Here is a 22,232-nt window from a genome sequence, read left to right on the forward strand (position 1 = left end):
ACGTGATGTCCCACATGTTGATCATCTTGTAATGAACGGCCAGCTCGCAGCGGTTGCGGAGAATCCCCGGACCGGCCCTCGACCCGGCCCGCCGCGGGTTGACCGGCGTCGCATCGGGGTCGGAAGGGTGGTTTCGCCGCGCAAAGGGACGGTAAGTTTCTTGCATGCCCGCCTACCCAGGAGACCGCGCCGCCGACATCGCCGCCTCGCTCGGCGCACTGCCGAGCAGCAGCCCGGTCTCGGAGGTCGCGCGACAGCTCCTCGACCTGTTCACCAGCGGCTCCATCGAGCCCGGGACGCGACTGCCCGCCGAACGGCAGCTCGCCACCACCCTCGGCGTCGGCCGCTCCGCCGTCCGCGAGGCCCTCGCCGCGCTCGAACTCCTCGGCATCGTCGACGTGCGCCCCGGCTCCGGCACCTACCTGCGCGGCACCGCCTCCGAACTGCTCCCGCAGACGCTGCGCTGGGGCCTGCTCATCGGCCGCCGCAAGACCGACGAACTCCTCGAACTGCGCTCGGGCCTGGAGATCTACGTGGCCCGCCTCGCCGCCTCCGGCGCCTCCGAGGACGACCTCGCCGCGCTCGCCGGGCACGTCGCGCGCATGAGGGACGCCGACGGCGACCTGGCCGCGTTCGCCGAGGCCGACCGCGACTTCCACAACGCGCTCGCGCGGGCCGCGGGCAACGAGGTCCTCATCGACCTGCTCGACGTCGTGCGCTCCCTCCTCCAGGTCTACGCCGACCGCGCCGTCTCCGGCGCCGAGGAGGCCCGCACCGCCCTCGACGAGCACGACGCGATCCTCCGCGCCGTCACCTCCCGCGACCACGACGCCGCCGCCTCCGCGATGGCCGTCCACATGGCCACCGCCTCGATCCGCCTCGCCGCAGAACAGGCAGGATGACCATGCCGCCGACGCCGCCCTCCGACAAGACCGCGTTCGTATGGGGCCCAGACGATCTGATGGAGCTGCCCCGCGCCGGGCTCCTCGAACTCGGCGTCCCGGCCGCGGGCCTGCCCGAGGACGACTGGGTGCCCCGCCTCGTGCCCGGCGTGTACGACGCCGACGGCGCGCCCGAGCCGCTCGCCCCGTTCGCGCTGGTCCAGTTGCAGGCCGGGGGTGTTGCGGTCGACGCGCGGCTCGTCCTGCTCGGCACGGTCCCCGGCTCGGCGAACCTGCTGTACGTGATCGACGCGGGCTCCGGCGAAGTCCTCCAGTTCGACCGCCGCAGCCGCGGCGTGCGCGGCGTCAACTCCTCCTACCGCTGGTTCGTGGAGTTCCTGTGGCAGATCGAGGCCGCCAAGAAGCAGCGCGGCGCGGACGAGATCGCCGACGTCCTGAGCCCGGGCCTGCGCGCGACCCTCGGCACCGTCGACCCGTTCGCGTTCCAGGCCGAGCAGTGGTGGCCCGCGGTGTGGAGGGAACTCGCTCCTTCGGGGTAACCCCCTCGGGAAACCGAACTAGGGTGGTCCGCAGGACGCCCGAGACGTGAAGGAGCGCTCATGGCCGTGGAAGTCACCGATGCACCCGACCGCCACCGGTGGGAGGCCCGCATCGACGGAGAACTGGTCGGATTCGCGCAGTACGAGCGCGAGGACGGCGCCATCACGTTCTTCCACACCGAAGTCGAGCGCGAGGGCGCCGGGGTCGGCACGGCCCTCGTCCGCGCCTCCCTCGACGCCGCGCGCGGCGCGGGGGAGCGGGTGCACCCCGTGTGCCCCTTCTACGCCGGATGGATCGAGCGCCACCCCGAGTACGGCGACCTCGTCCACGACCGGGCCCCGCGCCTCGGCGAAGAGGACTGAGACCGGGACCCGTGCGGAATCCGTGCGCCGCCCGTGCAGCGCCGCGCCAGGATTCGACCCGAAGCCGTCGAACTCCTCAAGGATCGGACCGCACATGACCGGACACCGCCCCGAGACCCCCAGCGACCCCGTCGAGTCCGCGATCGGGACGCCGCCCGCGTTCCCGCGGCCGCCCCGCTGACCCCTCCCCGAGCAGGGCGCCCCGGGAGTAGGGGCGGGGCGCCCTCCGAACCGGTGACGAGGGTCATGGCGGAAACGGACCCCGGTCCGGGATTGCCGGGGACGCGGGGAGCGTTGCCCGAAGGGCGAACCCGAACTCCGAAAGGCGGCCGTCCATGCCCGTAGCCCTGTCGATCCTCGACCTCGCGCCGATCGCGCCCGGACGGACCGCGCGCGACAGCTTCGCCGCGAGCGTCGAACTCGCCCGCGCCGCCGAGCGCACCGGCTACGAACGCGTCTGGTACGCCGAGCACCACTCCATGCCGACCATCGCCTCCAGCGCGACCAGCCTCGTCATCGGCCACGTCGCCGAGCACACCGAGACGATCCGCCTCGGCGCGGGCGGCATCATGCTGCCCAACCACTCGCCGCTGGTCATCGCCGAGCAGTTCGGCACCCTCGAATCGCTGTTCCCCGGCCGCATCGACCTCGGCCTGGGCCGCGCCCCCGGCACCGACCGGCAGACCATGCGCGCGATCCGCCGCGACGCGACCTCCTCCGACACGTTCCCGCAGGACGTGCTCGAACTCCAGGGCTACCTGCGCGGCAAGTCCCTCATCGAGGGCGTGCAGGCCGTGCCGACCGCCGACACCGAAGTGCCCCTGTACCTCCTGGGCTCCTCCCTGTTCGGCGCGCAGCTCGCCGCCCGCCTCGGCCTGCCGTACGCGTTCGCCTCGCACTTCGCGCCCGACGCCCTCCACGAGGCCGTCGCCGTCTACCGCGAGCAGTTCCAGCCCTCCGAGCAGCTTGCCGAGCCCTACCTCATCGCGGGCGTGAACGTGTTCGCCGCCGAGGACCACGAGAGCGCCGACGCCCAGCGCCGCATCGCCTTCCGCAACCGCGCCCGCGCGTTCATCGCCCGCGGGCCCGAGGGCCGCGAGTACACCGACGACGAGATCGACACGTTCCTGGCCTCGCCCGCGGGCGCGCAGCTCTCCAACATGGCCCGGTACACCGCGGTCGGCGGCCCCGAGGACGTGCGCGCGTTCCTGGAGTCCTTCGCCGCCGCCACCGGCGCCGACGAGCTCATCACCGCGCACTACACCGAGCAGGTCCCCGACCGCATCCGCTCGGTCGAGATCACCGCCGAGGCCATGGGCGTCAAGGCCTAGTCACACGCGCACCACTGGAGGCCCGCCGCCCGCGGCGGGCCTCTTAGGCTGTCCCCGGAATTCGACCTTCACGAGAGGCCAGGGCATTGGGACAGCTGACGGACACCACCGCGCTCATCACCGGAGCGTCGCGGGGCATCGGCGCGGCCACCGCGCGGCTCCTCGCCGCCGAGGGCGCGCACGTCCTGGTCAACTACCGCGACAAGGCGAAGCGCGCGAACACCGTCGTGGACGCCGTCGCGGCCGCGGGCGGCTCCGCGGCGGCCGTGCAGGCCGACATCACCGACGCCGCCGACCTCGACCGCCTCTTCGCCGGGATCGACCGGCTCGACGTGCTCGTCCTCAACGCCTCCGGCGGCCTGGAGAAGGACATGGACGCCGACTACGCGCTGCGCCTCAACCGCGACGCCCAGGTGGACCTCGCCGCCCGCGCGCTCCCGTTGCTGCCCAAGGGCGGCCGGATCGTCTACGTCACCAGCCACCAGGCCCACTTCGCGGCCACCGAGGAGCTCGCGATCTACGCGCCCGTCGCCCGCTCCAAGCGCGCCGGTGAGGACGCCCTGCGCGCCATGCTCCCCGAGTTCGAGGCCGCGGGCGTCGGCTTCGTGACCGTCTCCGGCGACATGATCGAGGGCACGATCACCGCGACGCTCCTCGAACGCGCCCAGCCCGGCACGATCGCGCAGCGCCGCGAGGCCGCCGGCGGGCTCCTCACCGTCGAGCAGTTCGCGCGGCACGTGGCCGACGCCGCGACCGCCGACCTGGAGACCGGCGCGGTGGTCCTCGCCGGAGGCCCCGGCGCCTGGGCCCGCGACTAGGCGAAATCCGTCCGCGCTCCCACGGAAGAAAGTGCGAGCCTCCCTCTTGTAGATCGGTCTACAGTCTGTGTAGATTGATCTACACCAATCCCCAGGGAGGCTCCCAGTGGCATCGCGTCCGTCGGCCGGCTCGGTCACCATCGAGGACGTCGCGCGCGAGGCGGGCGTCTCCCGGGCGGCGGTCTCCAAGGTCATCCGGAACGCGTATGGCGTCAGCCCCGCGATGAAAGCCCGTGTGGCCGAAGCGATCGAGAAGCTCGGCTACCGCCCGAGCGTCTCGGCCCGGGGGATGCGCGGGGCGACGTTCACCGTCGGGATCGAGATCCCCGAACTGTCGAACCCGTTCTTCCCCAAGCTCCTCGCGGGCGCGACGGCCGCGCTCTCGGGCTCGCCCTACCAGCTCATCATCGCCCCGGCCGACCCCGAGCACGGGGAGGGCTACCGCGCCATCCAGGCGCTGGTGGACCGCCAGGTGGACGGGGTCATCGCGGTCTCGCCGCTGGTCGACCCCGAATGGCTGGAGGCGCTCGCCGCGAACGTCCCGGTCGTGATGATCGGGCGACACGACCGCTCGGACAAGTACGACGCGGTCGTCAGCGACGACGAGGAGGGCGCGCGCCAGGTCATGCGGCACCTGCTCGACCTGGGGCACCGCGACATCGCGCACCTGACCCCCGCGGCCGGGTTCGCCGGGATCGGATCGGGTGCGCCGCAGGCGATCCGGGTTGACGCCTACCGGGACGCGATGCAGGAGGCCGGTCTCGGCGACCGCATCCGCGTCGTGCGCTCCCCGAACGGGGCGCCCGAGTCCCGGCGCGTGGCCCTGGGGCTGCTCGCCGAGCCGGACCGCCCGACCGCGGTGTTTGCTTCGCACGACGAACCGGCGCTCGGGGTCCTGCACGCCGTCGCCGACGCCGGGCTCACCGCGGCCGACGTGTCGGTCGCGGGCTACGACGACATCGAGATCGCCGCCCACCCGGGCATCTCGCTCACCACCGTCGACCAGCACGGCGAGCGCATGGGCCGCCTCGCCGCCGAGCTGCTGCTCGAACGCATCGCCGGGCGCGCCGAGCCCCGGCACGAGGTGGTGCGGCCCGAACTCGTGGTCCGCGCCTCCACCCGCCCGCCCCGCCCGAGAGGCGGCGCCGCGCGACTGCGCGCGGTCGGCGGGACCTGACCGTCCCCGTTTCCCAACCGCACCATGCAATCCCTCTGGAATGAATCGTTCCAATGGCGTCACCAATGGAGGTCACGACCATGTCCCCGACACCCCTTCGCCGCACCGCGGCCGCAGCCGCCCTCGCCACCGGGCTCGCCCTCACCGGGTGCTCGACCGGCGGCGACGACGGCACGCTGCACATCCTCATCGACAACTCCGAGGCCACCGGCCAGCTCATGCAGGCCCTCGCCGACGCCTACACGGACGCCCACCCCGACGTCGAGATCGAGCTGGAGCTGCGCCCCGGCGGCGGCGAGGGCGACAACATCGTCAAGACCCGCTTGCAGACCGACGACATGACCGACCTGTTCTTCTACAACTCCGGGTCGCTCCTCCAGGCCCTCGCGCCCGGCCAGACGCTCACCGACCTCGCGGGCGAGTCCTACATGGACGCCGTGACGGACACCTTCAAGGACGGCGTGAGCGCGGGCGACGCGCTCTACGGCGTCCCCGTCGGCCACGCCGTGGGCGGCGGCGTCCTCTACAACCTCGCCGTCTACGAGGAGCTCGGCCTCGAAGTGCCGACCACCTGGGACGCCTTCATGGCGAACAACCAGGCGATCCTCGACGCCGGGGCCGCCGCGCCGGTGATCCAGACGTACGGCACCGAGTCCTCGTGGACCTCGCAGCTGTTCATCCTCGCCGACAACTACAACGTCCTCGCGGCCGAACCGGACTGGGCCGAGGAGTACACCGCGAACGAGGCGCACTTCGCCGACACGCCCGCGGCCGCAGCGGGGTTCGAGCACCTCCAGGAGGTCGCCGAGGCCGGGTTCCTCAACGAGGACTTCGCGTCCCTCACCTACGCCGAGGGCCTCGCCGCGCTCGCCGCGGGCGAGGGCGCGCACTACCCGATGCTCACCTCGGCGCTCACCGAGATCGAGGCGACCGACCCCGCGGCCCTGGACGGCATCGGCTTCTTCGCCCTGCCCGGGACCGACCCGGCGAACGCGGGCCTCACCACCTGGCTGCCCGGCGCGCTCTACCTCCCGCAGTCCACTGAGGACCAGGGCGCGGCGAAGGACTTCCTGGCGTTCGTCGCCAGCACCGAGGGCTGCGACGCGCAGACCGCCGGAGCGAGCGTCATCGGCCCGTACTTCATCGAGGGCTGCACCGTCCCCGAGGACGTGCCCCCGGCCGTCGCCCAGCTCCAGACCTACTTCGACACCGGCCTGACCGCCCCGGCCCTGGAGTTCCTCTCCCCGGTCAAGGGCCCGGCCCTGGAGCAGATCACCGTCGAGGTGGGCTCGGGCATCCGCGACGCCGCCGACGCCGCGTCCCTCTACGACGAGGACGTGAAGAAGCAGGCGCAGCAGCTCGGCCTCGAAGGCTGGTAGGCCCCATGTCCACCACGGCGATCGCGGCGCCGCCCCGGCGGCGCCGCGGCCACCGGAGCCACTACCCGCTCTGGTTCTACCTCCCCGCGGGCGTCGTCTACGGCGTCCTGTTCATCGCCCCCACGATCGCGTCGTTCTACTTCGCGTTCACCCGCTGGAACATGACCGGCACCGAGTTCATCGGCTTCGAGAACTTCGCGCTGTTCTTCAGCGAGCCCTACCTGTTCCAGGGCCTCGTGAACACCTTCATATACGGGGTCCTCACCTCCGGGCTGAAAGTGGTCCTCGGGCTGTTCCTCGCGGTGTTCCTGACCTCGCAGATCATCGCCCGCGGGTACCTGCGCTCCGTCGTGTTCTTCCCGACCCTGGTGAGCACCGTCGGCGTCGGCATCACCTTCACCGTGCTCATGGACCCCGGCGACGGCCTCATCAACCAGGCGCTCGCGGTGTTCGGCGTCGACGGGCCCGGCTGGCTCACCGACCCGGGCCTGGCGCTCATCTCCGTCGCGCTCGTGGACGTCTGGAAGGGCGTGGGCCTGGCCACCTTGATCTACATCGCCGGGGTCGTGGCGATCCCGCAGGAGTACTTCGAGGCCGCCCGCGTCGACGGCGCCACCGCCGCACAACGCCTGCGGCACATCACGCTCCCGCTCATGCGGCCCGCCACCGCCACCGTCATCGTCCTCTCGCTCATCGGCGGCCTCAGGTCGTTCGACCTCATCTGGGCCATGACCCAAGGAGGCCCCGGCTTCACCTCCGACGTGGTCGCCTCGGTGATCTTCAAGCAGTACCAGGCCGGGTTCTGGGGCCTGTCCAGCGCCGGGAACGTCGTCCTGTTCCTCATCGTCGCCGCGTTCATGATCCCGCTCTACTGGAAGCTCAACCGCAAGGAGGTGGACCGTTGAGGCGCCGCCGCACCGCCGGAGTCCTCCCCGGCGCCATCGCCATCGTCCTCTCCGCGGTGGTCTTCCTCGTCCCGTTCGCGTTCATCGTCCTCACCGCCGCCAAGACCCGCGGCGAAGCGGCCCTGCGCGAGTTCTCGCTCCCCACCGAGTGGGCGATCTGGGAGAACTTCCTCGCGGTCATCCGCGAACGCGACTACATGCTCCTGGGCGCGTTCGTGAACTCCACGATCCTCACCGTCGCGAGCGTCGCGATCATGGTGGTCCTCGCGGCCATGGTCGGGTACGTCATGCAGCGGCGCCCGAACCGCCTGACGCCCTGGCTGAACGCGCTCGTCCTCGCCGGGCTCATCATCCCGCCCGCGGTCGTCCCCACCATCTGGGTCCTGCAAGGACTCGGCCTGTTCCGGACCCTCCACGGCCTCGTCCTCATCGAGGTCGCCTACGGGCTGTCCTTTTGCGTCCTGCTGTTCCGGGCCTTCGTCGCCACCATCCCGCGCGAACTCGACGAGGCCGCCGTCATCGACGGCGCCGGGCCCGTGCGCCTGTTCTTCCAAGTCGTGTTCCCGCTGCTCAGATCCGTGATCGTCACCGCCGTGATCGTCCAGTCCGTGGCCGTCTTCAACGACTTCCAGAACCCGCTGTACTTCCTGCCCGGCGACGACCACGCCACCGTCCAGCTCACCCTCTACAACTTCAGGAGCCAGTACACGACCCAGTGGAACCTGCTGTTCATGGACATCCTGCTCATCACGATCCCGCCGCTCGTCATGTACGCCTTCTTCAACCGCCAGATCGTCGCCGGGCTCACCACCGGCGCGATCAAGGGCTGAATACCGAACCAGGAGACCCGATGCACGTTTACGGACTGCGCGCCGAGTACCGCGCCGACACCCCGTTCACCGCCGCGAGCCGCCCCCGCCTGTCGTGGAAGACCGCCGACGCCGCACCCGGCTGGACCCAGGCCGGCGCCGAGATCGAATGGCGCCGAAGCGAAGCCGCCGCCGTCGCCCGCGTCGAGGGCCGCGACTCCGTCCTCGTGGAATGGCCCTTCGAATCGCTCCAGCCCCGCGAGGAGGGCAGCGTCCGCATCCGCGTCCACGGCGCCGACGGCTCTACATCGGACTGGAGCGAGCCGCTCGACGTGCGCGCCGGATTCCTCGGCGACGGCGAATGGCACGCCAGGTTCATCACCGTCCCCGAACCCGCCGACATCGGCCAGCCCATGCGCCTGCGCCGCGAGTTCACCGTCAGGCCCGGCCTCGAAACCGCCACCCTCTACGCCACCGCCCGCGGCGTCTACCAGGTCGAGATCGACGGCGTCCCCGTCGACGCCGACCGCCTCAAACCCGGCTGGACCGCCTACCGCTCACGCCTCGTCCACGAGACCAACGACGTCACCGATCTCCTCCGCGAAGGACCCAACGCCATCGGCGCCAACCTCGCCGGAGGCTGGTACACCGAGCGCTTCGGCTTCCACGGCCAGGCCCGCCCCTTCTACGGCAAGTACCCGTCCTTCGCCGCGCAGCTCCACCTCGAATACGACGACGGCACCACCGAAGTCGTCGCCACCGGCGACGGCTGGCGCGCCACCGCCGACGGGCCCGTCACCGCCAGCGGCATCTACGCCGGCGAATCGCACGACGCCCGCCGCGCCCTCCCCGGCTGGTCCTCGCCCGGCTACGACGACGCCCGCTGGCTCGACGCCCGCCCCGACACCGCCAAGGCCCAAGTCCCCGTCCCCGCCACCGCGCCCCCCGTGCGCGCCACCGGCGAACTCCCCGTCCAAGAGGTCATCACCACCCCCTCGGGCCGCACCGTCGTCGACTTCGGACAGAACCTCGTCGGCCACCTGCGCATCAGCGTCCAAGGCCGCGAAGGCGACACCGTCGTCCTCCGCCACGCCGAAGTCCTCGAACACGGCGAACTCGGCACCAGGCCCCTGCGCCATGCCAAAGCCACCGACACGTACACGCTCGCCGGGAACGGCACCGAGACCTGGCAGCCCGAGTTCACCTTCCACGGCTTCCGGTACGCCGAGATCCAAGGCTGGCCCGGCGAGTTCGACCCCGCCGACGTCACCGCCATCGTCGTCCACTCCGACCTGGAGCGCACCGGCCACTTCTCCTCCTCCCACGAACTCCTCGACCGCCTCCACGAGAACGTCGTCTGGGGCATGCGGGGCAACTTCGTGTCCATCCCCACCGACTGCCCCCAGCGCGACGAGCGCCTCGGCTGGACCGGCGACATCCAGGTCTTCGCCCCCGCCGCCAGCTTCCTCTACGACTGCGACGGCTTCCTCGCCTCCTGGCTCGACGACCTCGCCCGCGAGCAGTTCGACGACGGCGCAGTCCCCTTCATCGTCCCCAACGTCCTCGAATGGGCCCAGACCCCCGCCGCCGCCTGGGGCGACGCCGCCACCGTCGTCCCCACCGTCCTCTTCGACCGCTTCGGCGACCGCGCCGTCCTCGAACGCCAGTACCCGAGCATGCGCGCCTGGACCGACCACCTCGCCGCCCTCGCCGGGGACCGCCTCCTGTGGGAGGGCCGCTTCCAGTTCGGCGACTGGCTCGACCCCGACGCCCCGCCGGAGGACCCCGCCCGCGCCAAGACCGACCCCGACATCGTCGCCAGCGCCTACTTCCAGCGCTCCGCGGCCCTCACCGCCAGGGCCGCAAGCGAACTCGGGCACGCCGAGGACGCCGCGAAGTACGGCGCGCTCGCCGAGTCCGCGCGCGAGGCGTGGGTCCGCGAGTACGTCACGGCCGCCAGCCGCATCGTCTCCGACGCGCCGACGGCCTACGCGCTGGCGATCGAGTTCGACCTCGTCACCGACCCCGCGGTGCGGGAGCGGATGGGCGCGCGGCTCGCGTGGCTCGTGCGCCGCGCGGGCTACCGGATCGGCACCGGGTTCGTGGGCACGCCGATCATCCAGGACGCGCTCACGCGCACCGGCCACGCCGAGACCGCGCGGCGGCTGCTGCTCCAGACCGACAATCCGTCATGGCTGTACCCGGTGACCATGGGCGCCACCACGATCTGGGAGCGCTGGGACTCCATGCTGGAGGACGGCACGATCAACCCGGGGGAGATGACCTCCTTCAACCACTACGCGTTCGGGGCCATCGCCGACTGGCTGCACCGCACCGTCGCCGGGCTCGCGCCGCTGGAGCCCGGGTACCGGCGCCTCGCCGTGGCCCCGGTCCCGCTCGCGGGCCTGGACCGGGCCGCGGCCGAGCTGGAGACCCCGTACGGGCGGGCCCGCGTCGGCTGGGAGGTCCACGACGGGCGGATCGTCGTCCACGCGCAGGTTCCGCCGAACACGACCGCGCTGGTCACCCTGCCGGGGCGCGCGAGCGAGGAGGTCGGCTCGGGCGACCACGAGTGGACCGTGGACGACCCGCGGACGGAGCCGCGCTCGCCGGGCCTGACGGTCGACGCGCGCCTGTCGGACCTCATCGAGGACGCGGAGGCGTACGGGGCGGTCCTGCGGGCCGTCGAGTCCGCCGACCCGGAGCGGGCCCGCGGCCTGCGCCGGGGAGCGGTGTGGACCGAGCACCGCACGCTCCGGTCCGAACTCCAGGACGCCGGGCTCCTGGCCCGCGTCGGGCAGGCGCTCGCGGACCTCAAGCGCGACTGAGGCCGACCTGGAAGGCAAGAGCCCGGGATCGTGCATCCTATAGGATATAGGATGTACGATCCCGGGCCCTGAGGTCCTTACCCTTTGACGGCGCCGATGATGACGCCCTTCTTGAAGTGCTTCTGCACGAACGGGTAGATGATCAGCGCGGGGATGATCGCGATCATGACGATGGCCATCTTGACCGCGAGGGTCGGCGGGGCGCTGCTCAGGCCCGAGGCCTGCGGCAGCGGGGCCGAATCGACCACGTAGGTGCGCAGCACGAGGGCCAGCGGCCACTTCGAGGTGTCGTCCAGGTACAGGAACGCGTTGAACCAGTTGTTCCAGTACGCGACCGCGTAGAACAGCGTCACCACCGCGATCACGGCCTTCGACAACGGGGCGACGATCTGCCACAGGACCCGGAACTCCCCGGCCCCGTCGATGCGCGCGGAGTCGAACAGCTCCTGCGGGATGCTCATGAAGAACGCCCGCAGGACCACGACGTTGAACGCGGACACCGCCATCGGCAGGATGATCGCCAGGTAGTTGTCGCGCAGGCCGAGCTCGCTCACCCACAGGTACACGGGGATGAGCCCGGGGAAGACGACGAACATCAGCAGCACCGAGAACAGGATCGTCTTGTGCCCGAACGACCCCGGCCGCGACAGCGAGTACGCGCCGAGGACCGACACGACGACGCTGAGGACGGTGCCGACCGCGGTGATCCCCAGCGACACCAGAAGCGACCTGAGCACCACGGGGTTGCGGAACATCTGCTCGTACGCCTCGAACGTGATCCCGTCGCCGGGCCAGACCACCAGCCCGCCCACGCGGTTGACGGTCTCGGCGCCCGACAGGCTCGTGAGCGCGATCGTGTACAGCGGGAACAGGATCAGCAGCGCGATGACGACGATGCTCGCGCCCTTGGCCGCCAGTCCGGCGACCGTGGGCTTCTCCTCCCAGGCGGGACGGTTGCGTGAGCTCATGACTTGGAGTACACCCCCCGCTCGCCCAGCAGGTGGGCGAATCTGTTGGCGGCCAGGATCAGCACGAGCCCGACCACGCCCTTGAAGAGTCCGGCCGCGGCCCCGTAGTCGAAGTCGCCGGTGCGGATGCCGCTGTAGTACACGAACGTGTCGAACACTTCCGACGCCTGCGAGCCGACGGCGCTGCGTTGGAGGAAGAACTGCTCGAACCCGACGTTGAGCGCGTCGCCGAGCCGCAGGATCAGCAGCAGCACGATGACCGGCCGGATGCCCGGCAGGGTGATGTGCCACAGCCGCCGCCACCGTCCGGCGCCGTCGACCGCGGCGGCCTCGTACTGGCTCTGGTCGATCGCGGCGAGGGCCGCGAGGAAGATGATCGCCCCGAACCCGGCCTCCTTCCAGATCGCCTGCGAGGTGACGAGCAGGATGAACGTGTTCGGATCGGTCATCCAGTCGAGGCCCTCGAACCCGTTGGCGCGCAGCACTTGCGAGATCAGGCCCGCCCCGCCGAGCATCTGCTGGAAGATCGCGATGACGAGCACCCAGGAGAAGAAGTACGGCAGGTACACCACGCTCTGGAGCATCGACCGGAGCCGCTCGGACGCGATGGAGTGCATGAGCAGGGCCAGCGCGATCGGCACGGGGAAGTAGAACACCAGCTGGAACGCGGTGATCGACAGCGTGTTCGCCATGGCCCGCAGGAACTCCGGGTCGGAGAACAGCATCTGGAAGTGCGTGAAGCCGACCAGGCGCGACCCGAGGATGCCGCTGGTGAACGGCTTGTAGTCCTGGAACGCGACCACGTTGCCGAGGGTGGGGATCCACCAGAACCCCCACACCAGGAGCATCATCGGCGCGGCCATGAGCAGCAGCGGCCAGTCGCGGGCGAGCCGGGTCCGCCACGGCGGCTTCGGCTGCGGCTTGCGCGCCGCCGCGGCGGGCCGCGGCTTCGTCTCGGTCAGGACGCTCACAGGCGGTCGTTGTCCTCTGCGACCTTGGTGTAGTACTCGCGGGCGGAGTCGCCGACCTTCGCGCGCCAGTCGTCCACGATGGTCGCCCATTCGGCGACTTCCCGCTGGCCGCGGTAGATCTCGTGGTGGGCGTCCTTCATCGGCTCGTTCTCGGCCGACAGGTCGGAGGGCATCTCGACGCGCAGGCCCTGGAACGGGCTGTCGTCGAGGGCGGGGGCGGCGACGGTCTCCCACTCGTGGAGGCGCTCGACCATGCCCGGGTACTGGAACTTGTTGTTCGCGTTCGCGCGCCCGGACAGGAACATGTACGTGGGGGCGACCTCGGTCTGGCCCAGCTCGGTGCGCTGGGGCACGCCCTCGGCGTCGACGGTGAAGTGGACGCCTTCGACGCCGTCGGAGACCAGGTCGTACTCGACGGTGCCGAACGGGGTCGAGCACCAGTTGGCGACCCGCAGGCACTCCTGGATGCGCTCCTCGGTGAGGTCCTTCTTGATGAAGGTGAACATCCCGGCGGGGTCGTCGCGCCAGATGGTGGCGTCGGCGCCGGCCTCGCGCGCGAGCGGGTTCACGATCTGGAGGTCGAAGCCCGCGACGCCGCGGTAGGTCTGGAACATCTCGTGCCAGGCGCCGACGCCGTCCTCGTAGAACACGGCCTGCCCGGAGCCGACGAGCTCCTTGGCGTTCGTGTTGCGGTCGGCCACGTAGTCGGGGTGGACCAGGCCCTTGTCGAAGACCTGGCGGGTGAACTCGATGGCGTCGGCGAACGCCTGGGTCTCGAACTTGTGGACGAGCCTGCCGTCCTCGATCTTCCAGAGGGTGGGGACGCCCATGGCCTCCTGGACGGTCTGGTCGAGGCTGGCGAAGGCCCAGCGGTTCGCCGACGGATCGTTCACCTCTTCGGCGATCGCCAGCAGCTCGTCGAGGTTCGTCGGGTGGGCCGCGCCGAGCTGGTCGAGGAGGTCCTGGCGGGCGAACAGGGCGTTGGTGTAGGGCGACCGTTCCCAGGGGATGCCCAGGAGCTTGCCGCCGAAGACGCCCATCGCCCATGCGGCCGTGGGGTAGGAGGCGAGGAGCGGGTAGTCCTTTTTGGCCTTGTCACCGGCGAGGTAGGGGGAGAGGTCGGCGAACAGCTCGTTGGCGGCCTCGCCGAAGTCGGAGATGTTCACGATCTCCCAGCCGGGGATCTGGAACATGTCGGGCACGTCGCCGCTGGCGAGCGTGGTGGTGATCTTGTCGAGGTAGTTGTTGCCGTCGGCGATGTTGAAGACGACGGTGCCGCCGAGGATCTCGTTCACGGTGGTGAAGTACGAGTTGTCGGGCAGGCCCGGGGGCGTGGGGTTCCACAGCGGGGTGATCGCGGTGATGTCCTCGCCGGTGGTCATGACCGGCTCGGTGATCGCCTGGACGGGCTCGGCCGGGCGCGAGAGGAAGCCCGGGGTGACGGTGCCGTCGGGTTCGCCGGGGAGGTCCGGCGTGATGCCGCCCTCGTACGGCGTGTAGGTCGGCAGCAGGTCGGCGAGTTCGTCGGCGCCCGCGGCGGTCCCGTCGGGGCCTTCGTCGAGGGCTGCGCATCCGGCCAGGGATGCGGCGGCGGCCGCGCCGGCGCCGACCTGGAAGAGGCTGCGGCGGTGCAGTCGAGGGGTTCCGTTTGCGTTGTCGCCCATGGCGATGCCTTTCGTCGGGGGATACAGGATTCGCCGGGTATGCAGGCCGTGGGGCCGTTCTTTTAATGGTATGACCAAACGAATTTAACTACACGGATGAGAGCCGCGCAACTCAGGCCCCGCGACCCGCCCCCGACCTCGCCCTCCGTCCCGCGATCAGAAGTCCATTGGGGACTTACGCGCGACAGCGGAAAGCCCGGGACGGTCGGGCCGTCCCGGGCTGCGGGTGGAAGTGTCCTACATGTCGCGGTATCGCTTGGCGGCCTTCAGGAGCGGCTCGATGATCTCGGGCGTGACCTGGCGCGCGGCCGGGACCGCGTCGAAGCTGAACTTCTCGGTGAAGAACACCCCGTACGCGGGGGTGTCGCGCTGGAAGCGCCAGCCCTCGGCGAGCGGGCCGACGTCGTAGGCGCCGAAGCCGAGCGAGTCGAGGAACTCCGCGACCCGGCGCTTGGCGTCGGCGTCGTCGCCCGCGATGGCGAGCACGGAGCGCTCGGGGTCCCCGGCCGGGCGGGCGAGGGACTGCACGTGTCCCTGGTAGATGTTGTTGAAGCCCTTGACGACGGACGACTCCGGCAGGTGCGCCTGGAGCAGCTCGCTCACGGTGGTGGACTCGTCGTCCAGCTCGGCGATGCGGCCGTCGCGCTCGGGGTAGTAGTTGTTCGTGTCGAAGACGACCTTGCCGCGCAGCTCCTCGACCGGGACGGTCTTGTAGGCCTTCAGCGGGATGGTCACGACGACCAGGTCGCCCGCGGCCGCGGCCTCGGCGGGCGTGGCGGCGCGGGCGTTCGGGCCCAGCTCCGCGACGAGGTCCGCGAGGGTCTCCGGCCCGCGGCTGTTGCTGAGGACCACGTGGTGCCCCGCCTTGACGGCGAGGCGCGCGATGGCCCCGCCGATGTTGCCGCTGCCGATCAATCCGATTGTGCTCATACCAGTGCGCAACGATGGCACAACTGCCGCAATTCCGCCTTTTCAAGGTGTTCTCCGCCATGCCGGGCGGGTGAACGCGAGGAGTCCTCGATCCGCGGTCGCCCCCGGCTGCAACGATGCCGCGGGGGTGTGACAGGTCGGTCGCGGAGGTGAGTGTTCCTCGATTCGCGGTCGCCCCCGCTTTCAAGCGTGCCTCGGGGGTGCGACAGGGGGGCGGGGAGGGCGGTGGCGGGGTGGCGGCGGGGCGACGGGAGCGAGGGAAGCATGCGAGGAAGGCGCTTGACCGGGCCTCGGCTTTATGCTTAAAATCGCCCGCGGCACTGTAACGGTAAAGGGATGGGACGCGGGGATGGGCGAGCGCAAGGCCAGCATGGCCGATGTCGCCGACCGCGCCGGGGTCTCGGTCATGACCGTCTCGAACGTCATCAACCGGCCCGAGGTGGTGGCCGAGGCGACGCGGGAGAAAGTCCTCGCCGCCATGCGGGACCTGCGGTACCGCAACAACCTCGTGGCCCGCAGCCTCCGGCTCGCGCAGCCGCGGCAGATCGGCTATGTGCTGCCCGCGCCTGATTTGTCCGGCAACCCGTACATGGCCGTGTTCCTCCACGACCTCGCCACCGCCTGCCAGACCGCCGACCGGAACCTCACGCTCATCACCCAGCAGGACACCGAGTCGCTCATGGGCGCCTGCGAGGACCTGTACTTCGGGCAGTCCGTCGCCGGGTTCGTCGTCTCCAACATCGGCTCCGAGGACGAGCGGCTCATCGAGCTCCAGCGCCGCGGCATCCCCTTCGCCGCCTACGGCCGCGACGCCGCGGCCTTCGAGAGCCCCTGGTCGTGGGCCGAAGGAGACGCGGCGCTCGGCGTCGCCATGGCCGTGGACCACCTGGTCGAGCGCGGGCACCGCGAACTCGCGTTCCTCGGGGCCGACCACCGCAGTGAGACCGTGATGCAGCGCGAGATCGGCTACCGCGACGCCTGCGGGCGCCACGGCCTCGCCGCCTCCACGACCGCTCAGCGGATCGTCCCCGCCCGCGGCGACCTCGCCACCGGCGTGCGCGCCGCCGCCGCGCTCCTCGACTCCGAGCACCCGCCCACCGCGATCGTCTGCAAGACCGACACGCTCGCCGCGGGCGTCGTCATCGCCCTCCAGTCGCGCGGGCTCGCGCCCGGGCGCGACGTCGCCGTCACCGGGTACGACGACACGCCGCTCACCGAGTTCGGCACCGTCGGGATCACCTCGGTCCACCAGGACTCCGCGGCCATCGCCGCCGCGCTCGTGCGCCTCGTCATCGATCCGCCCGACGCGCCCGCGCACGTCCTCGTGCCGCCCTCGCTCACCGTCCGCTCCAGCACCGGACCCCTGACCGCCGCGGCCCCCACGAATTCCTGAACGACCAGCGAAAACACATATAGCAAGGAGCACCACCACATGTCACAGGCACCCATCCGCGTCGTCGTCTGGGGCGAGAACCGCCACGAGCAGGTCGAGACCTCCGTGGCCGAGCGCTACCCCGACGGCATGCACGGCGCCATCGCCAAGGGCGCGGGCGAATGGCTCGGCGACAAGGCCGTCATCACCACCCACACCCTCGACGAGCCCGAGCACGGGCTCACCTCCGACGTCCTCGACGCCACCGACGTCCTCGTCTGGTGGGGCCACGCCGCCCACGGCGACGTCGCCGACGAGGTGGTCGAGCGCGTCCACCGCCACGTCCTCGCAGGGATGGGCCTCATCGTGCTCCACTCCGGACACTGGTCGAAGATCTTCACGAAGCTCATGGGCACCACCTGCACGCTGCGCTGGCGGTCCGAGCACGACCGCGAGCTGGTGTGGACGGTCAACCCGCAGCACCCGATCGCGCGCGGCATCCCCAACCCGATCGTCATCCCCGAGCAGGAGATGTACGGCGAGTACTTCGACGTGCCCACCCCCGACGAGCTGGTGTTCATCTCCGGGTTCACCGGCGGCGAGGTCTTCCGCTCCGGCATGACCTACCGCCGCGGCTTCGGCCGGATCTTCTACTTCAGCCCCGGCGACCAGGACTTCCCGGTCTACCACCACCCCGACGTCAACCACGTCATCGCCAACGGCATCGAGTGGGCCCGCCCCGACCGCGAGCGCGAGACCCCCACCCTCCTGCGCTACGACACCGACGACTTCTTCAACGGCCAGGGCTACCGCGGGGCGTTCGAGCGATGAGCTTCAACGTTCTCGGAAAGCAGGGCCTCGGCATCGAAGGGCCCCTTCGCCTCGTCGTCGTCGGCGCCGGCGGCATGGGCCGCGCCTGGATCGGCACCATTGAGGCCGACCCGGCCGTCGAACTCGTCGGCGTCGCCGACCTCTACCCGGAGGCCGCCGAGGCGGCCGCCGCCGGTGTCGGCCGCGACCTCGCGACCGGAACCGACGCCGTGGAGCTCGCAAAGCGCACCGGCGCCCACGCGATCGTGAACGCCACCATTCCCGAAGCGCACCACCCGGTCACGATCGCCGCCCTCCGCGCCGGACTCCCGGTCCTGGGGGAGAAGCCCGTGGCCGCCACCGTCGCCGAGGGCCTCGCGCTCGCCGCGGCGGCCGAGCTGACCGGGCACCTGTTCATGGTCAGCCAGTCGCGCCGCTACAACCGCGGCCTGTTCCAGGCCAAGCGGCAGGCGGAGGAGCTGGGGCGCGTCGGGATCGTCTCGGTCGACTTCTTCCAGTCCCCGCACTTCGGGGGCTTCCGCGACGCGATGGACTCGCCGCTCCTGCTCGACATGGCGATCCACCAGTTCGACATGGCGCGCTTCCTGCTCGACGCCGACCCGGTCGCGGTCGTCTGCGAGGAGTACAACCCGCCGTGGTCCTGGTACGCCGGGAACGCGGCCGCCACCGCCGCGTTCGAGATGGAGGGCGGCGCCCGGTTCACGTTCAACGGGTCCTGGTGCAGCCCCGGCCTGGAGACCTCCTGGAACGGCGCCTGGCGGATCTCCGCCGAGCACGGGAGCACCGTCTGGGACGGCGAGGGCGAGCCGCAGTCCGCGCCGGAGTCGAAGGCGACCGCCGACGACCCCGGCGACGGCATCGCCGGGTCGCTGCGCGAGTTCACCGCGGCGCTGCTGGAGGGCCGCGAGCCGATGGGCCGCGTCCACGCGAACGTCCTCAGCCTCGCGATGGTCGAGGCAGCGATCCGCAGCGCCGCCGAGGGCCGCCGCGTCCGGTTGGACGAGATCCTCGACGGCGCTTACGAGTCGGCGCTGACAGCGACCGCCGACGCCGATATCCTCGCTGTGTTGCAAGGGTGGCCGTCGGTCCGCGACGGCCTGAACCGAGGGAGCCGCAAGTGACTGAACCGCTTCGCATCGGCATGGTCGGCTACGCCTTCATGGGCGCGGCCCACTCCCACGCGTGGCGCACCGCGCCGCGCTTCTTCGACCTGCCGCTCGCACCGCAGATGACCGCCCTCGCCGGGCGCGACGCCGACCGGCTCAACGCCGCCGCGGCCAAGCTCGGCTGGGACTCCACCGAGACCGACTGGCGCCGCCTCATCGAGCGCGACGACATCGACCTGGTCGACATCTGCGTCCCCGGGAACCTGCACGCCGAGATCGCCGTCGCGGCGCTCGAAGCGGGCAAGCACGTGCTGTGCGAGAAGCCGCTCGCGAACTCCGTGGAAGAGGCCGAGGCCATGACCGCCGCGGCCGAGGCCGCGAAAGCCAAAGGCGTGCTTGCCATGTGCGGGTTCTCGTACCGGCGCACCCCGGCGCTGTCGCTCGCGAAGCGCCTGGTCGACTCCGGCGCGCTGGGGGAGATCCGGCACGTGCGGGCCCAGTACCTCCAGGACTGGCTCACCGACGAGAACGCGCCGCTGACCTGGCGCCTCGACAAGTCGAAGTCCGGTTCGGGGTCCCTGGGGGACATCGGCGCGCACATCATCGACGCGGCGCAGTGGATCGCCGGGTCCGACGTCACGGGCGTCTCCGCGATCCTGGAGACCTTCGTGAAGGAGCGGCCCGTGGGCGGCGACTTCGTGGGCCTGGGCGGCCACGGCGGCGCCGACGGCCCGAAGGGCCCGGTCACCGTGGACGACGCGGCCGTGTTCACCGCGCGGTTCGCGAACAACGCGGTCGGCGTCTTCGAGGCCACGCGCTTCGCGCTCGGCCGCAAGAACGCGATGCGCGTGGAGCTCAACGGCTCCAAGGCGTCCCTCGCGTTCGACTTCGAGGACATGAACTCGCTGTGGTTCTACGACGCCGCCGACGAGCCGAACGCGGGCTTCCGCAAGATCCAGGCGACCGAGCCCGAGCACCCGTACACCGGGAACTGGTGGCCCGTGGGCCACGGCCTCGGCTACGAGCACGGCTTCACCCACCAGGTCGTGGACCTGGTGAACGCGATCGGCGCGGGCGAGCAGCCCACGCCGTCGTTCGCCGACGCGCTCCAGGTCCAGAAGGTCCTCGCCGCCGTCGAGGCCAGCGCCGCCGACGAGAGCCGCTGGACCGCGGTCTAGACCGCACCCGGCAAGGCCCCGGGGCCCGTCCACCACGCTGTGAATGCGCAAACCGGTGGACGGGCCCCTTACGCTGCAAGGCATGGACACCCTGCTGAACGTCGTCGACGTGGAGGCCACCTGCTGGGAGGGGCAGCCGCCCGCGGGCGCGGTCAACGAGATCATCGAGATCGGCCTCACCGTCGTGGACCTCGCCGCCGGAGAACGCCTCGCCAAGCACCGCATCCTCGTGCGCCCCAGGCGCTCCCGCGTCAGCGAGTTCTGCACCGAGCTCACCGGCCTCACCCAGGCCGAAGTGGACACCGGCATCGAGTTCGCCGACGCCTGCGCCCTCCTCGCCAAGGAGCACCGCGCCGACTCCCGCCCCTGGGCCAGCTGGGGCGACTACGACCGCAACCAGTTCCAGCGCCAATGCAAGGCCACCGGCGCCCGCTACCCCTTCGGCAGCCGCCACACCAACGCCAAACTCGTCTTCACCGAGGCCAACGGCCTCAAGCGCCGCCCCGGCATGGCGACCGCCCTCGAACTCGCGGGCCTCCCCCTCGACGGCCGCCACCACTCCGGCGCCGACGACGCCTGGAACATCGCCGCCCTCGTCCTCGGCCTCGCCGCCGCAGGCGACTGGCCCTAGCCCTCCGTCCAGATCGTCTCGAAGTCGACGATCCGGTTGCGCCGGAACGTGAGCACCCGCTCGGTCGCCGCCGCGGCCCCCGCGGCGTACAGGGACGCGTTGAGCCACCACGGCAGGTCCACCGGGGACTCGAAGGTCCCGAACCGCTCGGCGATCCGCGGGACCTCCGACACCAGCTCCAGCGCCTGCGGCGCGGCCAGCACCAGGTTCACCAGCAGGACCGCGACCGCCGCCGCGCCGATCGCGCGGCTCGCGCGCGGATGGCGGCGCCCGAACCGGCCCCGCAGGTCCTCCAGCGTGCCGCGGGCCGGAGCGAGGCGCCGCTCGCCGCCGTCCGCGCCCACGAAGTGCATCCGGGACACCCCGTACAGGCCGTGGTCGGCCTCGATCACGCCGCCCGGAACCGGGAACCGCGCGGGCAGGTCGGCCTCGGCCACGAACGCGCCGTCGGCGTACAGCACCGCCGTCCAGTCCCGGCCGGTGTCCACCTCGACCGCGTACCGCACCGGGCCGTCGCCGAGGTCGATCTCGTGGAGCGAGCGGTGCAGCACGTCGAGGCGTCGCACCGGGCGGAGCCGCCGACTCGCGGCGGGGGCGTCGGGATCCATGCCCCCAGTAGAAACCGTGCCGCAGCGGCATGGTCAAGCGCCGGAGCGGTGAGATCCGGCACCTCCGGACGCCGCGTGGCCGCACGTCCCGATCCGGTATGGTTTCAACTGTTCTGCACCACAGGTGAGGAGCAGTCATGGCATGGAGCACCCGCGAACTCGCCGAACTGGCCGGGACCAGCCTGCGCGCGGTCCGGCACTACCACGACGTGGGACTCCTCCCCGAGCCCGAGCGCAGGCCCAACGGCTACAAGCAGTACGGCGTCGCCCACCTCGTCAAGGTCCTGCGCATCAAGCGCCTCGCCGACCTCGGGTTCTCCCTCCCGCAGATCGCCGCGATGGGCGACGACGACGGCCACCCGGAGGAGGCCCTGCGCTCCCTCGACGCCGAACTGGCCGCCAGGATCGAGGAGCTCCAGCGCGTCCGGCTCGAACTCGCCGCGATCCTGCGCGAGTCCGCCCCCACCGACCTGCCGCCCGAGCTCGCGCCCGCCGCGGCGCAGGACGGGATCTCCGCCACCGACCGGAAGTTCATGGTCGCCATGTCCCGCATCCTCGGCCCCCGCGCGGTCGAGGCGTACGCCGAGCTGTTCCGCAGCACGCCCTCCTTCCCGCAGGACCGCGAGTTCGAGACGCTCCCGCCCGACGCCGACGAGGCCACCCGCGCCGACCTCGCCGCCCGCATGGTCCCGCTCGCCCGGGAGGTCGCGGCCCGCTTCCCCGCCGTCAACGACCTCAGCGACGCCCCGCGCGGCGCGGACTTCGCCCGCCGCTCCATCGGCACCACGCTCCGCGACCTCTACAACCCCGCCCAACTCGACGTCATGGTCCGCATCCACGACCTCATGTGACCTCGTTCATGAAAACCCGCGAAGCGCTTGACTGTGCCGCAGCGGCATACCTTGAACTGTCCCGTACCCCC

General features: G+C 71.3%; 21 protein-coding genes. 16 read left to right on the forward strand and 5 right to left on the reverse strand.

Annotated elements, in window-relative coordinates:
* The first annotated feature begins 164 nt into the window (after positions 1-164).
* The 10 genes from ACFFXY_RS08525 (at position 165) to ACFFXY_RS08570 (ending at position 11,051) form a co-directional block, all read left to right on the forward strand.
* A complete protein-coding gene (locus ACFFXY_RS08525; protein WP_359948868.1) occupies positions 165-902 on the forward strand; it encodes a FadR/GntR family transcriptional regulator in 738 nt (245 codons plus the stop codon).
* Positions 899-1,441: an SUKH-4 family immunity protein gene (locus ACFFXY_RS08530; RefSeq protein WP_382348370.1), complete on the forward strand. Its 543-nt coding sequence runs from the start codon at positions 899-901 to the stop codon at positions 1,439-1,441. The genes ACFFXY_RS08525 and ACFFXY_RS08530 overlap by 4 nt, the downstream gene beginning before the upstream one ends.
* 60 nt (positions 1,442-1,501) lie before the next feature.
* Entirely contained in the window at positions 1,502-1,804 is a 303-nt protein-coding gene (locus ACFFXY_RS08535) for a GNAT family N-acetyltransferase (RefSeq protein ID WP_382348373.1), read from the forward strand.
* Between the two features lie 335 nt (positions 1,805-2,139).
* Positions 2,140-3,135: an LLM class flavin-dependent oxidoreductase gene (locus tag ACFFXY_RS08540; RefSeq protein WP_382348376.1), complete on the forward strand. Its 996-nt coding sequence runs from the start codon at positions 2,140-2,142 to the stop codon at positions 3,133-3,135.
* 86 nt (positions 3,136-3,221) lie between these two features.
* Positions 3,222-3,953, forward strand: a complete 732-nt coding sequence (locus ACFFXY_RS08545) for an SDR family oxidoreductase (protein WP_382348379.1) — start codon at positions 3,222-3,224, stop codon at positions 3,951-3,953.
* A 106-nt stretch (positions 3,954-4,059) separates the two neighbouring features.
* On the forward strand, positions 4,060-5,130 hold the full coding sequence (locus ACFFXY_RS08550; protein WP_382348382.1) for a LacI family DNA-binding transcriptional regulator: 1,071 nt from the start codon (positions 4,060-4,062) through the stop codon (positions 5,128-5,130).
* Between the two features lie 80 nt (positions 5,131-5,210).
* Positions 5,211-6,509, forward strand: a complete 1,299-nt coding sequence (locus ACFFXY_RS08555; RefSeq protein WP_382348385.1) for an ABC transporter substrate-binding protein — start codon at positions 5,211-5,213, stop codon at positions 6,507-6,509.
* Positions 6,510-6,514: 5 nt separating this feature from the next.
* A complete protein-coding gene (locus ACFFXY_RS08560; protein ID WP_382348389.1) occupies positions 6,515-7,414 on the forward strand; it encodes a carbohydrate ABC transporter permease in 900 nt (299 codons plus the stop codon).
* Positions 7,411-8,244: a carbohydrate ABC transporter permease gene (locus ACFFXY_RS08565; RefSeq protein WP_382348392.1), complete on the forward strand. Its 834-nt coding sequence runs from the start codon at positions 7,411-7,413 to the stop codon at positions 8,242-8,244. The genes ACFFXY_RS08560 and ACFFXY_RS08565 overlap by 4 nt, the downstream gene beginning before the upstream one ends.
* A gap of 20 nt (positions 8,245-8,264) precedes the next feature.
* Complete coding sequence (locus tag ACFFXY_RS08570) at positions 8,265-11,051, forward strand: family 78 glycoside hydrolase catalytic domain (protein ID WP_382348395.1); 2,787 nt, start codon at positions 8,265-8,267, stop codon at positions 11,049-11,051.
* Between the two features lie 77 nt (positions 11,052-11,128).
* On the opposite strand, the gene ACFFXY_RS08575 is transcribed toward ACFFXY_RS08570, so the two are convergent.
* From ACFFXY_RS08575 to ACFFXY_RS08590, 4 genes are all read right to left on the reverse strand, one after another.
* Positions 11,129-12,019, reverse strand: coding sequence for a carbohydrate ABC transporter permease (locus ACFFXY_RS08575; RefSeq protein WP_382348398.1), 891 nt, complete (start codon positions 12,017-12,019; stop codon positions 11,129-11,131).
* Entirely contained in the window at positions 12,016-13,080 is a 1,065-nt protein-coding gene (locus tag ACFFXY_RS08580; protein ID WP_382348401.1) for an ABC transporter permease, read from the reverse strand. The genes ACFFXY_RS08575 and ACFFXY_RS08580 overlap by 4 nt, the downstream gene beginning before the upstream one ends.
* Positions 12,987-14,654 (reverse strand): extracellular solute-binding protein, encoded by a 1,668-nt coding sequence (locus ACFFXY_RS08585; protein WP_382348404.1) that lies wholly within the window; start codon positions 14,652-14,654, stop codon positions 12,987-12,989. Before ACFFXY_RS08585 ends, ACFFXY_RS08580 begins: the two co-directional genes overlap by 94 nt.
* 237 nt (positions 14,655-14,891) lie before the next feature.
* A complete protein-coding gene (locus tag ACFFXY_RS08590; RefSeq protein ID WP_382348407.1) occupies positions 14,892-15,584 on the reverse strand; it encodes an NADPH-dependent F420 reductase in 693 nt (230 codons plus the stop codon).
* Positions 15,585-15,933: 349 nt separating this feature from the next.
* Here ACFFXY_RS08590 and ACFFXY_RS08595 point away from each other — a divergent pair, with 349 nt between their 5' ends.
* From ACFFXY_RS08595 to ACFFXY_RS08615, 5 genes are all read left to right on the forward strand, one after another.
* Positions 15,934-16,977 carry a LacI family DNA-binding transcriptional regulator gene (locus ACFFXY_RS08595; protein WP_382348410.1) on the forward strand — a complete coding sequence of 348 codons (1,044 nt, stop codon included), beginning with the start codon at positions 15,934-15,936 and terminating at the stop codon, positions 16,975-16,977.
* A gap of 39 nt (positions 16,978-17,016) precedes the next feature.
* Positions 17,017-17,787, forward strand: coding sequence for a ThuA domain-containing protein (locus tag ACFFXY_RS08600; protein WP_382348413.1), 771 nt, complete (start codon positions 17,017-17,019; stop codon positions 17,785-17,787).
* Positions 17,784-18,908, forward strand: a complete 1,125-nt coding sequence (locus ACFFXY_RS08605; protein WP_382348416.1) for a Gfo/Idh/MocA family protein — start codon at positions 17,784-17,786, stop codon at positions 18,906-18,908. The genes ACFFXY_RS08600 and ACFFXY_RS08605 overlap by 4 nt, the downstream gene beginning before the upstream one ends.
* Before the next feature lie 20 nt (positions 18,909-18,928).
* Positions 18,929-20,071: a Gfo/Idh/MocA family protein gene (locus tag ACFFXY_RS08610; protein WP_382350587.1), complete on the forward strand. Its 1,143-nt coding sequence runs from the start codon at positions 18,929-18,931 to the stop codon at positions 20,069-20,071.
* 82 nt (positions 20,072-20,153) lie between these two features.
* Positions 20,154-20,702, forward strand: coding sequence for a 3'-5' exonuclease (locus ACFFXY_RS08615; RefSeq protein ID WP_382348419.1), 549 nt, complete (start codon positions 20,154-20,156; stop codon positions 20,700-20,702).
* Here the strand turns inward: ACFFXY_RS08615 and ACFFXY_RS08620 are convergent.
* Positions 20,699-21,310, reverse strand: coding sequence for a hypothetical protein (locus tag ACFFXY_RS08620; protein WP_382348422.1), 612 nt, complete (start codon positions 21,308-21,310; stop codon positions 20,699-20,701). The genes ACFFXY_RS08615 and ACFFXY_RS08620 overlap by 4 nt on opposite strands.
* Before the next feature lie 137 nt (positions 21,311-21,447).
* Here ACFFXY_RS08620 and ACFFXY_RS08625 point away from each other — a divergent pair, with 137 nt between their 5' ends.
* Positions 21,448-22,161 carry a MerR family transcriptional regulator gene (locus ACFFXY_RS08625; protein ID WP_382348425.1) on the forward strand — a complete coding sequence of 238 codons (714 nt, stop codon included), beginning with the start codon at positions 21,448-21,450 and terminating at the stop codon, positions 22,159-22,161.
* Positions 22,162-22,232 lie beyond the last annotated feature (71 nt).

The sequence above is a fragment of the Glycomyces mayteni genome, assembly GCF_042428885.1.
Taxonomy (GTDB): domain Bacteria; phylum Actinomycetota; class Actinomycetes; order Mycobacteriales; family Micromonosporaceae; genus Glycomyces; species Glycomyces mayteni.